This is a genomic window from Streptococcus sp. 29887, assembly GCF_032595075.1.
GTDB classification, from domain to species: domain Bacteria; phylum Bacillota; class Bacilli; order Lactobacillales; family Streptococcaceae; genus Streptococcus; species Streptococcus iners.
In genome coordinates this window covers 1,414,429-1,428,817 of record NZ_CP118735.1, presented here as the reverse complement: position 1 = coordinate 1,428,817, position 14,389 = coordinate 1,414,429, and the positions used below count along the sequence as shown (strand labels likewise).

The window sequence follows — 14,389 nt, the reverse complement described above, 5'->3', positions numbered from 1 at the left end:
GATATGTTATTCAGTATTGCTCATTCGTTTTTTAGTTGCACGTCAGATTAAGTATGTGTCTACTGTAATGCTTCAAATAGAAGCTTTTCGGTAGCCAGTAAGCCGTAATACTTGTTTCCTTATCCTTGAGAGAGTATAATGGAAGGGTATATTTTTAAGGGGATTTGAGAGATAATGAAGAAACATTTCAATGAGAAAGAAGAGCGTTTTTCACTGCGTAAATTATCAGTAGGTCTTGTTTCAGCAACGGTAGCAAGCCTATTTTTTGCTGCTTCCGTGGCGGCTGCACCTGCTGTTAGTGCTCAGTCAATCAACTATACTTATGTAACCGAGCAAGAATTAACAGAGGCTGAAAAAGAGCTCATTATTCGGGATTTGCCAGGTTTAGCACAGGCGACGGATGCTAATTATTATTTAGTCTATCGTCCGGTCGGAGCAAGCAAGTCATCCACTGTTGTAAGTACAAACAGTCGTTCGGAAATTTTACCGAAAACAGGTGTTATGGAAACAGGCGCAATGGCCCTTGCTGGAATTTCTCTTCTTGTTCTTGCCATAAAAATTGGCAAAAAAGGGAAGAAGGAGCTTGCAGGTGTTATTCTATTAGCGGCTACTGGTGCAAGCTTCTTGGCACCAACCAGCTCGGCCTTGACCAGTCATATTTTGGCTCAGTTCAACCATGCGGTAGAAAGATCAGCAGGCCAGGCCTTGCCAGAGCCTGCTGAAATTGAAGGCTATGTCTATGTGGGCTATTTTAAAGATAGCAGAGCAGAAGAGAAATTGTCTACTGAAGCCCAAAAAACGCCTGAAAAAGAAACTGTAAAGGATACTACGGAAGAAACAGTTACGGAAGTTCCGAATACAGCACCAAGTCATCAACTGCCAACTATTGAGATTTCTGAAAAGATCATTACCAAGTCAGAAGTGATTGCTTTTGATACTCAGACGGTTGAAAATCCTGCCTTAGCAGAAGGAACTGAAAAGGTAATCCAAGAGGGTCAAAATGGTGAGCGTACTATCACAATTAAGCAGACATTTGCAGATGGTCAGCTTTTGAAGGAAGAGGAAGTTTCGTCAGAAATTTCTAAGACAGTCACACCAAAAATCATTGAGATTGGAACCAAGAAAGCTGAGGCAACCATAGTTACCGAAGTTCCTCAAACTGCTCCAACTCATGAGCTTCCAGCTGTAGCTATTACTGAAGAAGTGTCATCACATACAGAAACTATTTCTTTTGAAACAGAGGAAGTCTATGATGATACCTTACCAGAGGGAACTAGGCAGACAGTTCAAGCTGGACAGGCAGGGCAAAAGACCTTTGAGGTTAAGAAAACATTCGCGGATGGCCTTCTCATCAAAGCAGAAGTCCTTTCTGAAACAGTCAGCCAAGCTCCTGTTAATCAGGTCGTGAAAATTGGTACCAAACCCATTACTACTCTACCAGATACGGCTCCGACGCATGAAGTACCAGCAGTAGTCCTGACGGAAGATATGATTACAAATACGGAGGCTATTCCCTTTGAAACTCAAGTTATCTACGATGATAGCTTGCCTGAAGGCACACGAAATGTGGAACAAGTTGGTAAAGCCGGAGTTCAAACGACTGTTATCAAGAATTTCTACGCTGATGGTGTTTTGCTTAAATCTGAGCAAGTTTCAAGCTCCGTAACAAGCTTGCCAGTGACGGAAATTGTTCGTCTTGGTACAAAGAAAGCTGATGTGGTTACCACGGAAACAGAGCAAGATACCAAAGTCCTTCCGTTCGAGATTAGTTATCAAGACGATGCGACCTTGCCAGTTGGAGAAGAAAAAATCGTTACTGCTGGTCAAAACGGTCTTGCCACTATTACAACAACCTATACGGTCATTAACGGTGTTCGTCAAGCAAATCCTACGGTTACTGAATTGGTAACTACTCAGCCAGTGGCTCAAGTTGTTGCTCGTGGCACGAAACCCGCTAGCCCAACTCCAGTTGAGGGGACAGAGGCTGTAAAAGAAACAGTTGAAATCCCATTTGAAACCAAGGTAAGCGAAAGTGCTGACCTCTATGTTGGCGAAGAAAAGGTTGTTACGGAAGGCAAAAATGGCAGTAAAAACATCACCACAACCTATGTGACGATTGACGGTGTTCGCCAGCCAAATCCAACTGTGACAGAAAAAGTAACAGAAGAGCCAACGGCCAAGGAAGTTCTCAAAGGTACCAAACCAATCGAAGGAACAGAAACAGATAAGGAAACTGTAGCCATTGCCTTTAAAACCAAGGTAAGTGAAAGTGCTGACCTCTACACGGATGAAGAAAAAGTAGTGGTTGAAGGTAAGGACGGTAGCAAGGAAATAACTACTACATACCAAACTATCAAAGGTGTTCGCCAGCCAAATCCAACTGTGACTGAAAAGGTTCTAGTTGAGCCAACAACCAAAGAAGTTCTCAAAGGAACCAAGCCAATTGAAGGTACGGAAGAAGACAAAGAAACGGTCGATATTCCATTTGAAACAGAATACATTGATGCCCCAACACTTCTAGTAGGTAAGACTAAGGTTGTGACCAAGGGAGTAAATGGTTCTAAGACAGTAACGACAACTTACCAGACAATCAAGGGCGTTCGTCAGGAAAATCCTACTGTAACAGAAGAAATTACCAAAGAACCAGTTAAGCAAGTCATTGCGCGTGGTACAAAAGTTGAGAAAGTACCACAAGTGATTATCACAGATCTGGTAGAAAATGATGATGCAAAATCAGCGACCGTTAGCTACAAGTTGACAGATGAAACAGCCAACTTCCTCCGTGCTGTTGCCCTCCTCTATGACAATACAGGTGCCTTGGTTCAAGAACAGGCCATTACAGATCCAAATGGCCAGTTGACACTTGAAAATCTTGATTTCTATACAGACTATACAGTCAAAACTAAGATTTTCTATACAATGGCAGAGCAGGAACAAAGCTCTGAACAAGAAACCATTCTTGACAGTATGCGTCAGTTTGACCTGGTCTATAAAAAGATTGAAATCAAAGACATTGACGCAGTGACGGTTTACCGTCGTAAAAATGGTAGCTATATCGGTCAAGAATTCTTAGAAGACCTTCCAACTTCAACGGATGAATTGTTTATTAAAGTTACATCTGATCGCTTCAAAGAAGTTTACCTTCCAGTTTCTAGCGTTGAAGAAACGAGCTTAGATGGCAAGACCGTCTTTAAGTTGGTTTCGTCCTTTGATGAATTGGTTCAAGATAAGAATGCACAATACCTTCCAAACCGCGAATTTTACATTCCGAAGATGGTAACGGATACAAATACCTATACTTCCTTCAAAGCCTTGATTGACGCCATGAAAGCAAATTCTAAAGGCACCTTTAAACTGGGGGCGCATTTAGATGCCAATGAAGTTCCTGTTGGAGATGTAGCTTCTTATGTTCAGAATTTTAGCGGTAGTTTGGACGGAGTAAATGATGGCTATGCTTTCTCAATCAACAATTTGAAAGCCCCATTGTTCTTCAACTTGAGTGGTACTGTGCAAAATCTAGATATCAAGAATGCAAACTTGAGCACAAGCACTACCAATCCACTTGCGACCTTATCGGTGAACGCTAATGGCGCCAAAGTGACAAATGTAGCAGTAGAAGCCAATCTTAAAGGTCCGCATAATGTTTCAGGTTTGATCCAGTCGGCGACCAATACAACCATCAAAGACGTTTCCTTCAAAGGAAGCATTGAAACGACTGGTACAGGCGCTAGCTTGACTGGAGGTATTCTCGGAAACGGGGTGTTGTCAAGCGTTGGTAATGCTAAAGTAGATGCTACTATCACAATTCCAGGGAATAATAGCCAGTTTGCAGGTGGTATTGTTGGACGCACCATGTTGGCTTATGATGTTCCTGGAAGTGTTTATAATTCTTATGCTACAGGTTCGATTGTGACAACTGGCTCGGAAGCAACAATCGGTGGTATAGCCGGTTCTAACCAAGTTGCAGGCCCCCTTGCTGCACATGTGGGTAGCTTAACAAATGTTGTTAATTCTATGACGGGTCCTAGCAGTCTTGTAGGTTTGGTTGTCAATGCAACTGGAAAAATTAAGGACGCTGCTAGCACCGTTGGTGATACTCTAGCAAATGTAGCAACTATCAGTCAGGGAGATGCAACTGCAAAAGTTCAAGCAATGGGCATCCAAGCGACTTTGGAAGATTCAAAACCTCTCAATCTTAACCCTTATTCTGTTAATTATCTAACTCTAGATAAAGCTCAGGCTGACCACGAAACGGCCTACTACAACATGGAGAAAATCCTTCCATTCTACAACAAGGAACTCCTTGTTTACTATGGAAATAAGATTGCGACAGATGACAAACTCAACAGAGTTCGTTTGCTTGATGTTGTTCCAATGAAGGATACTGCCTTTATAGCAGATGTGCATACTGAAAAAGCTAATATCAACAAAATCATGCTCCATTATGCGGATGGTACCGTTGACTACAAGTCCGTTTCATATAAAGAAGATTTCAAGAATAACCATGTGGTAGAATACACGATTGCTGGTACGGACTTGATTTACACGCCGGAGTCCTTCTTGAATGATAGAAGTTCTCTTGTAAATGATTTGGTAAGCAGCTTGTCTACAGTGGTTCTGGATTCAGAGGCTATGAAAGCCGTTGTCAATTATCCAACTAAATTGGATGCCAACCGACAAACAGGGACAGCAAAAGATTTCTACTTTGGCGAAAGTTTTGACCAAGTTAAGGCTAACCTAGAGAGTAATGTACGGAAGATTTTGGTTGCTAGCTTAAATGGTCAAGGTCAGGCTTCCGAAGCCTACATAAAAGAGAAGATTACTGACAATAAGGAAGCCTTTCTTCTCGGTTTGACCTACTTGAACCGTTGGTATGATATCAATTACGGGGATGTGAATACCAAAGAATTGACCATTTTTGAGCCTGATTTCTTCGGAAATGATGCTGCCTCTGCCTTGGATATGATTTTGGCAATTGGTAATGGTGGCTATGAGGTTCTTCGTGCCCATAACAACGTAAGTACCTACTCATCCATTATCGGTAAGCAAAATAATAAGGCTAGTCTATTCGACATGGTGGAAGCCTACCGTAAACTCTTCTTGCCAAATCTATCAGACAATGACTGGTTCAAACAAACAACCAAGGCCTATATTGTTGAGAGTAAATCGCAGGTTGCAGAAGCGGCAGCCAAGCAAGAAAGTGCTGAGAAACATAGCAAGTACGCACTTGCTGTTTACGATAAGATTACCAATCCAGCTTGGGAATACCGTCAGATGCTCTTACCTCTATTGACCCTGCCGCAAGAGGACATCTTCATCATCAGCAACATGAACACCTTAGCAGTAGGTTCCTACGAACATTATGTAGATGATTACAAAGACCCTGCTAAACGAGATAGTGTTCGTCAGTTGGTCGATAAGGCGGCTGAAATGCAGCGGGACAATGCTGACTTCTGGTATAAGATCCTTGATGAAGAAAATCGTGACAAGCTCTTCCGCACGGTGCTAAATAATGAAGGCTTCCTAATGAATGGCCCAGATGGTCAGAAAGTTTATCGTAATTTACTCGCCGATGTGGATGCTATTCAAGATTACTATGGCCCGATTAACAAGTGGTACGCAGAGGGTGGAACCAAAACTGCCTATGCAAACGGAAAAGAAACCTTCTATGTCCTCTATAATATGCTAGACAATTATGGTACAACTCTCTATACCCATGAAATGGTGCATAACCAGGATGGAAGTACCTATCTTAAAGGATATGGTCGCCGGATGGGACAAGGAATGGAAGTATATGCTGATGGATTGCTCCAAAACGTATCTTCTGTCGATCGAACAATCCTTGGTTTCAATGCTGTCTTCAATAGTGACGCTGCTAATCGTGTGCACGTCGGAGATCCGACTGCTCGTTTCAACAGCGAAGCGGACTTTAACCAGTATTTCCACAATCAATTTGATGTTCTCTATCTACTAGACTACATCGAAGGAATGACTGTCCTTGAAAAGCCAAATACCGTTAAGAAGGACTGGTTCCTCAAACTGGAAAATTACTACATTCAAGAAAATGGCAAAGATACCCATGCTGGAAACCGAATGACGCCTTTGACAGAGGAAGATGCTACTAAACTGACTACGTTTGATGACCTAATCAATGGAAGTATCATTGATCGCTATGGCTATCAAAGTGCTAAATATGATCAAAACTTACAACGTAATGGCTACTACAGCGTTCCGATGTTTGCAGGTAACTATTCAGCCTTGTCTAATCCAAATGGCTCACCAGGTGACTTTATGTTCCGTCGCATGGCCTTTGAGCTAATTGCTGCCAAAGGTTACACAGATGGTTTCATACCATATGCATCTAATCAGTTGTCTGATTATGCTATGAGCCAAAATTCTATTACTTATGATACTTGGAACAAGAAAAATACAGGCTTGATTACAGATAAACACGTCTTTGACCAAGTCTTTAATGGCCAGTATGCAAGTTGGGAAGAATTCAAGAAAGCTATGTTTATGGAGCGTGTGGATAAGGCCCAAGCAGGTAAATTGAAACCATTCACGATTCAGTATGAATTAGGTGTTGCAAACTCAACGAAAGAAGTAAGTATTGCGAGCTATGATGACCTTCAAAGATTGATTAGAGAAGCGATTGATGCGGATATTCAAAATAAATCCTATGGTAGCGATAAGAGCCGACTATCAACTTTGAAAATCAAGATTTATCAAGCCTTGATGAACTCTACAAATGATTTCAGAACTTCTATTTTCAACCCATAATCTATTGAAAGAAGTCAACCCAGGTTGGCTTCTTTTGCTATGAGCGTCCATGGAGTCTGTAGCTTGTTAGAGGTCATAGGATTGAAAATAGTCGAATGAAGAGCTTTCAGATAAGCAGGTAGCTGAGGCTGGGCAAAAACTAGCTTCTCACAGTAAAAAAACGAGCAATTCCAATTAGGAGTTGCTCGTTTTCCATTTCATGCTTTATAATTATAATAACCACAAAACAACTAGAAAGGCATGAAAATGTATAAACAGTATAACACAAATCAGTTAAGTTTGGAATTAAATATTGCTTGGGATTTACCTGCAACGCATGAGGCTCGTCTGATTAGTCAGTTTGTGGATACCATTCCTCAATCCGTTCTATTAGGAGAAACTTCCCACACAGGTCGTCCAGCCTTTCATCCAGCCATGTTGCTCAAAATGACCCTGTTCGCCTATGCTCGTCAGGTATTCTCTGGTCGGAAAATCGTTCAAATGAATGAAGAAGTCATTCCTATGAAATGGCTGAGTCAGGATACCTATGTCTGTTATCGGACCATCAATAGTTTTCGGGCTAGCACACACGCCAATCAGCTCATCAAAACTGCCTTCATCTACTTCACCCTCCTTCTCAGAGAGAATGGCTTGATTGAAGATGAGGCTCTCTTCATTGATGGGACTAAGGTAGAAGCTGATGCCAACAAGTATTCTTTCACATGGAGAAAGGCCGTTGAACGCTATGAAGATGCCTTGAATGGAAACATTTCAGCCCTCTATGACAAACTAGTCCAAGAAGGGGTAAATACCGCCTTGTCCAAGGAAGAATGCCTCACTAGCGAGGGACTAAACCAACTCCTACAAGAAACAGAACAAGTATTGGACGAGGTGGAAGAAGCTATCTCACAAGAGCCTAAAGTCAGTAAAGGTGGCTCAGCCAACAGACAGAAACGAAGAAGAATTAAGAAACTAAAGAGAAAGTTGAAAGAGGATTTTCTTGTTCGGAAACAGAAGTACGAACGAGATAAACAGATTTTACAAGAACGAAACTCCTACTCTAAAACGGATCATGATGCAACATTTATGCGGATGAAAGAAGATCCTATGAAGAATGGTCAGCTCAAACCGGGCTACAACCTTCAACTTGGTACAAACAACCAGTTTGCCTTAGCTTACGGACTGTTTCCGAATCCAACTGACACTCGTACACTCAAGCCCTTTCTTCAATCCATCCAAACCTTAGAACTCTTTCAACACATTGTCGCAGATGCAGGTTATGGTAGTGAAGAAAATTATAGCTTTATCCTTGATGACCTGGAGAAAACACCTCTGATTCCCTACGGAACATATCAGAAAGAGCAGAAGAAAAGCTATAAGAAGAGTGATGCCAATCCTGAAAACTGGACTTACTTGGAAGATTCTGACCAATGGATAAAGCCAGATGGGGTTGTCTACTCGTTTAAGAATTATTCACGAAGAATGGACAAGTATGGATTTGAGAAAGATATTAAGATTTACGAAGCTGATCCTGTACAAGCTAGTAAAGAGTTAGACCAGTTAGCACGGACGGAAAAAGGAAACCTCAAACAAATTCAGTATAATCCTACGTGGAACTATTTCAAGAACTTAGTCAAAGAGGAATTGACAAGTAAAGAGGGAGCCCGCATTTATGCCAAACGCAAGGTGGATGTCGAACCTGTATTTGGTAGGATGAAGGGTGTTTTTGGCGTGCGCAGAGTCCATGTCAGAGGTCAAAAGGTGGTTGAAACAGAGATAGGATTCCTCCTAATGAGCATGAATCTAACGAAATTGGCTAAGAAATTAGTCCAAGAGAGTAGAAACAGAAAGAAAAACACAGACAGTTCGGCTGGATTTCATCTGAAGCAGCTCAATCTGTCTGTGTATTTTTTTAGTTATTGGCTAGTTTTTGCCCAGCCTCAGGTTGGAAATATGACTTGCGAGCAAGTCACTTTCGTAGAGTACGGCAAGCCGAAAGTGACCATATACCAAAGCTATTCAAAAGACTACAGGGTGCTATTCTTGGTGTAGTGATAGCATAGGCTCACTCTGTTTTCAACATTCAAAGGTTCTGCCAGCCTTGAAAACAAGGGCAGATTGAGTTTCATTGACTAGAGCCAGAGATAGGCTAAAATGATAATTTTTTGAAAATTTTATGATGAGTCTACTAATGGCTGTCTGTTTTTCAGGAACCATCTTTTATATTGCTAGTTCAGTTTGTAGATTGATGATTGCTAATTCATGTTTGTTGGGTATAATAGAAATAGAATATACTAGTGGAGGATCGGATATGTTCATCAAACCAATGGAAACCGAGAAGGAAATTCAAGGCAAGGCTTATGTTCATTGGAAGGCTTGGCAGGAGGCCTATGCTGATTTGTTACCGCAGGATTTTCTCCAAAAGACCTACACCTTGGAACGGTGTCAAGACTGGGCTGTTCGTTATCCTCAAAATATCCTGGTGGCTCTGGTGGATGAGCAGGTGGTTGGCTTTGTCTGTTACGATGCCAGCAGTCAGGAAGATTTACAGGGTGCTGGCGAGCTTTATGCCCTTTATGTTCTGGCGGATTATTACGATCAAGGAATTGGCTACCAGCTTATGCAGTCGGCCTTGGAAAAATTGCAGAGCTACCATCGGGTTTCTCTCTGGGTATTGGAGGGGAATGCGCGTGCGATTGCCTTTTATGAAAAGGTTGGCTTCCGTTTTGATGGCCTAAAGAAAATTGTCAATCTAGGAGCAGAGCTAATAGAATACCGAATGGTCTTGGAATTACCAGACAAAAATTCAAAAGAATAATATAATAAATATCGAATGACCCGCTTTGATCTGCTATAATAAGGCTGAATCAAGGAGGGTTTTTATGATTTTACTGACCAATAATCGTTTACGTGTTGAAATTTCTGAACCAGGCGAACGGCCAAATGATACTTTTCGTTTTGATCGAGCAGGCTTTATTTCAGATGTTACACTGGATGGCGATACACACTTTGGTGCTAATGAGCCTATGAACCTACGGCATTTATCGTCTGGTGGTAGAGGGCTGTGTTGCGAATTTTCAGGAGATTTTTCTGCTGGGGCTCAAGTTGGTGACTATTTCCCTAAATTAGGTGTGGGCTTGATTAAGCAGGATAGTGAACTAGGTTACCAATTTGCACATAAATACGATGAGGTCATTCCCTATCCTGTCACCTACAGCCATACGGAAACTTCTGCTACATTTTTTACAGAAGCGGTAGCTTGTTTGGGAATTGCTGCTGAGATTGAAAAGACTATTCGGATCGAGGAGAATACTCTTATTTTAGAAGCCACAATCACCAATGTTGGCGACAAGGCATTTGAAACAGAAGAATATTGCCATAATTTCTTGAGTATCGACGGTATGGCTATTTCACCGGATTACCATCTGGACTTGCCAGATATGAATGATCTGGGTCATGATCGCTTAGAAGGTTTTGGTGGCTATGACCATAACAACTTTATTGCGGATGGTAAGGCCATCACCTTCGAAAAATGTGAAACGGATGTTTCCCTCAGTGTTCTTAGCACCGATAAGGCAAACCTCGGTGATACATTTACCTGGAAACTCAGTCATAAGGGAGCCCAGGCTAGCGTAACTGGGATTGATAATGTCAAGCCGACCAGCTTACTCCTATGGGCGACAGACCACATTGTCAGTCCAGAAATTATTCAGACCATTAGGCTTTCGCCGGGGCAAAGTCACAGCTGGACTCGTCGCTGGGTATTTGAAGCCAACCCTCGCTGGTAGTGTTCAGTCAAGGCTAGTCGGCCTTGGCTTTTTTTGATAGAATAGATGTACTTGGTTCTATTGTTGATTGTGACAGAGAAAAATTGATTGGCTGATTTATATTGAAATGTAAGGAGTTATGATGGCTAGAAAAGAAATGGTCACACTGACCAATATGTGTTTGATTGAGGATAAAGATGGGAATGTAGTAGTGCAAATTCGGGATCCTGAACGCTATCGCTGGTCAGGAGTTGCTTTTCCTGGCGGGGATTGTGTCATAATAATGACAGGTGCTTAAAACGCCGATAAATCAAGGATTTGAGCGTTCTACAATCTGTCGTTAAGGAGGAAAAATTTATTTTATTATTTATAATATCGCATAAGCGAGAACATTTTAATAAGTGTTCTCGTTTTTTTATTTTCAGGAGGAATTCATGAAAAAGAAGGAACAATCATCACGCCAAATCGTGATGTGCCATCTCGTGGCTATTTTAGGCGTTGATATTGAGAAAGCAACTCATCTGGTTGATGAATTGGAACAAGTAGGTTTAATCCGATTTGATGAATTCGGAAATGTTGGACTTTTAGTCTTGGAGGGATAATCATGAAACGTATTACCGCTAATCAGTATCAGACATCAGAGCGATATTATAAACTCCCTAAAGTTTTGTTTGAGAGTGAACGGTATAGGGATATGAAACTGGAGGTTAAGGTAGCCTACGCGGTTTTAAAAGATCGGTTGGAGTTGTCTTTGAGTAAAGGCTGGATTGATGAGGATGGGGCAATTTATTTGATTTATTCCAATTCAAATCTGATGGCACTTTTAGGCTGTTCAAAGTCAAAATTACTCTCTATCAAGAAAACCTTACGTGAATATGGCTTAATTGATGAAGTCCAACAGTCTTCTAGTGAAAAAGGTCGTATGGCAAATAAAATTTACTTGGGGGAATTAGAACATGAACCTACCCCAGTCTCCGATTCAAACGGGGTTAGTGTTAAAAAAACACCAGGGGGGTCTCAAAGAAAGACGGGGCCGGTCTTAAATTCAGCCCCTAGTGAGACTGAAGGAAGTGAGACTAAATATAGTGAAACTAAAGGGAGTGATTTCCTTATTGAGGACGAGGAGGAGAGGCAGCTGGTAGATGAGAAACAAGAAGAAAACTTTACTTCAAAAGTCGATGGCGTTACCAAGTACGATCGAGATTATATTTGGGGTTTGGTTCATGACCAGTTAAGACAGACGGGTCTATCTCAGTCAGCTAGTGACTATGCCATGATTTATTTTAGTGACCGTTATCAGTATGCATTGGAACATATGCGATTTGCTCGGTCAGCGGAAGTAATAGCTGAGTATGTATTTAATGGTGTGCTGTCAGAGTGGACCAAGCAACTGAGACGACAAGAAGTAAAGGGAGGTGATTAAGTTGATTTGGTGGATACTAGGTGGAATCTATCTGATTTCTATCGTCATTTTGATTGTTGAAATCATCCGTGCACCAGAAATGGATGATCATATATAGGCAAGAGTTTTACAAGTGTAAGGCTTTTTTTTAGTTGGAAAGAGAGGAAAAATGAAATTTTTAGATTTATTTGCTGGGATAGGCGGTTTTAGGCTAGGAATGGAATCACAGGGTCATAAATGCCTGGGCTTTTGTGAAATTGATAAATTTGCCAGAACATCTTATAAAGCCATGTTTAACACAGAAGGGGAAATAGAATACCATGACATTAAAGAAGTCACAGACCAGGACTTTAGACAATTTAGAGGGCAAGTGGACATCATCTGCGGGGGATTTCCTTGCCAAGCATTTTCACTCGCAGGAAGACGACTGGGATTTGAAGATACTCGAGGGACTCTCTTTTTTGAGATTGCTCGAGCGGCCAAACAAATCCAACCACGTTTTCTATTTTTGGAAAACGTCAAAGGCCTACTCAATCACAACGAGGGACGGACGTTCGCCACAATCCTCTCCACGTTGGATGAATTGGGGTATGATGTCGAATGGCAGGTGCTTAACAGTAAGGACTTCCAAGTCCCGCAAAACAGAGAGCGGGTCTTTATTATCGGACATTCTAGAAGATACCGTTCCAGATTCATATTTCCTCTCAGAAGAGAAAACAGCCCAGCTCATCTTGAAAGGCTAGGAAATATCAATCCCTCTAAACGTGGTTTGAATGGTGAAGTCTATCTGACGAATGGACTTGCTCCTACACTAACAAGAGGTAAAGGAGAGGGAGCAAAAATCGCCATTCCAGTCTTAACACCAGATAGACTTGAAAAACGGCAACATGGTCGTCGATTTAAGGACAATCAAGACCCTATGTTTATTTTGACCAGTCAAGACAGACACGGAGTTGTTGTCGCAGGAAATCTGCCGACTAGCTTTGACCAGACCGGAAGAGTATTTGACATATCTGGCTTGTCACCGACTTTGACCACTATGCAAGGTGGAGACAAGGTGCCAAAGATTTTGCTGAGGGAGGAGCTGTCATTTCTGAAAATCAAGGATGCCACAAAAACAGGGTACGCAAAGGCAACTCTTGGAGACTCTGTCAATCTGGCTTATCCAGACTCAACCAAACGTAGGGGATGAGTGGGAAAGGGAATATCCAATACCCTGACGACTTCAGACAGGCATTCATTCAGGCCGAGTGAGTGAACATCAACAAGTCTTGGTAGGAGATATTATTGGTCAGACCAAAGACGGAACGGGTCTGAAGGTCACCTATCAAAAGGTTGATGATGACACGGATAAGCTAGTCTATGTCAATCCCCAGCTTTCTACTTTCCAAAAGTGATCCAGGTTCAGACAACCATCCTTCCAACTATCGGTCAGTTTGGCGGCGATGAGTTCGAGAGAGCCAAGGCAATTTATGACTATCTCAAAAGCAAAGGTGTGACCAATCAAGCTATTGCAGCCATTTTAGGAAATTGGTCGGTAGAATCCTCCATTAATCCAAAACGAGCTGAAGGCGACTATTTATCTCCACCAGTTGGTGCGACAGACAGTTCGTGGGATGATGAGGGCTGGCTCTCACTTAATGGTCCAACTATATACAATGGACGTTACCCAAATATTCTCAAACGTGGTTTAGGCTTAGGCCAATGGACAGATACCGCGGATGGGTCACGCAGACATACCTTATTGCTCGAATATGCCAAAGGATAACATCAAAAGTGGTATGACTTAGGGTTACAACTGGATTTCATGTTGCATGGGGATAGTCCTTATTACACCAACTGGTTAAAAGATTTCTTCAAAAATACAGGTAGTCCAGCTAGTCTTGCCCAACTCTTTCTCATTTACTGGGAAGGAAATAGTGGTGATAAGCTACTTGAACGTCAGACACGAGCAAGTGAGTGGTATTACCAAATTGAAAAAGGCTTTAGTCAACCTAACGGTGGGACAGCACAAAGTGATCCAAAAGCACTTGAAGCTGTATGAGGAGACCTTTTTGAAAACTCTGTTCCAGGAGGTGGTGACGGTATGGGGTATGCCTATGGCCAATGTACTTTGGGAGTCGCAGCCCGTATCAACCAACTGGGTCTAAAACTCAAAGGTAAAAACGGTGAGAAGATTCCAATTATCAGTACCATGGGCAATGGCCAAGATTGGGTGCGTACAGCCGAAAGTCTCGGTGGAGAGACAGGGACAAGTCCACAAGCAGGAGCTATTCTTTCCTTTGCGGGAGGAGGACATGGCACACCTGCAGAATACGGACATGTGGCTTTCGTCGAAAAAGTCTACCCAGACGGTTCATTCCTTATCTCAGAAACCAACTATAATGGCAATCCTAACTACACCTTCCGTAAATTATCAGGAGTCGATAGTACAATTAGCTTTGCCTATACAACGAAATAA

The 14,389-nt window shown here is 42.0% G+C and carries 6 protein-coding genes and 3 pseudogenes; all 9 read left to right on the top strand.

The features are described from left to right. Positions 1–174: 174 nt before the first annotated feature. A complete protein-coding gene (locus tag PW252_RS07050; protein ID WP_248048890.1) occupies positions 175–6,780 on the top strand; it encodes a ZmpA/ZmpB/ZmpC family metallo-endopeptidase in 6,606 nt (2,201 codons plus the stop codon). 246 nt (positions 6,781–7,026) lie between these two features. Beyond that, positions 7,027–8,587, top strand: a pseudogene (locus PW252_RS07045) (IS1182 family transposase); the annotation flags it as partial. A gap of 483 nt (positions 8,588–9,070) precedes the next feature. Continuing rightward, complete coding sequence (locus tag PW252_RS07040) at positions 9,071–9,577, top strand: GNAT family N-acetyltransferase (RefSeq protein WP_248050953.1); 507 nt, start codon at positions 9,071–9,073, stop codon at positions 9,575–9,577. A gap of 64 nt (positions 9,578–9,641) precedes the next feature. Then, positions 9,642–10,547 (top strand): hypothetical protein, encoded by a 906-nt coding sequence (locus PW252_RS07035; RefSeq protein ID WP_248050951.1) that lies wholly within the window; start codon positions 9,642–9,644, stop codon positions 10,545–10,547. A gap of 118 nt (positions 10,548–10,665) precedes the next feature. After that, positions 10,666–10,824: an NUDIX hydrolase gene (locus PW252_RS07030; RefSeq protein ID WP_248050958.1), complete on the top strand. Its 159-nt coding sequence runs from the start codon at positions 10,666–10,668 to the stop codon at positions 10,822–10,824. Between the two features lie 136 nt (positions 10,825–10,960). Next, positions 10,961–11,128, top strand: a complete 168-nt coding sequence (locus PW252_RS07025) for a hypothetical protein (RefSeq protein ID WP_044474380.1) — start codon at positions 10,961–10,963, stop codon at positions 11,126–11,128. A 2-nt stretch (positions 11,129–11,130) separates the two neighbouring features. Beyond that, positions 11,131–11,949: a replication initiator protein A gene (locus tag PW252_RS07020; RefSeq protein ID WP_248050949.1), complete on the top strand. Its 819-nt coding sequence runs from the start codon at positions 11,131–11,133 to the stop codon at positions 11,947–11,949. A 148-nt stretch (positions 11,950–12,097) separates the two neighbouring features. Further along, positions 12,098–13,117, top strand: a pseudogene (locus PW252_RS07015) (DNA cytosine methyltransferase); the annotation flags it as partial. 37 nt (positions 13,118–13,154) lie between these two features. Further along, positions 13,155–14,389 (top strand): annotated as a pseudogene (locus PW252_RS07010) (phage tail tip lysozyme); the annotation flags it as partial.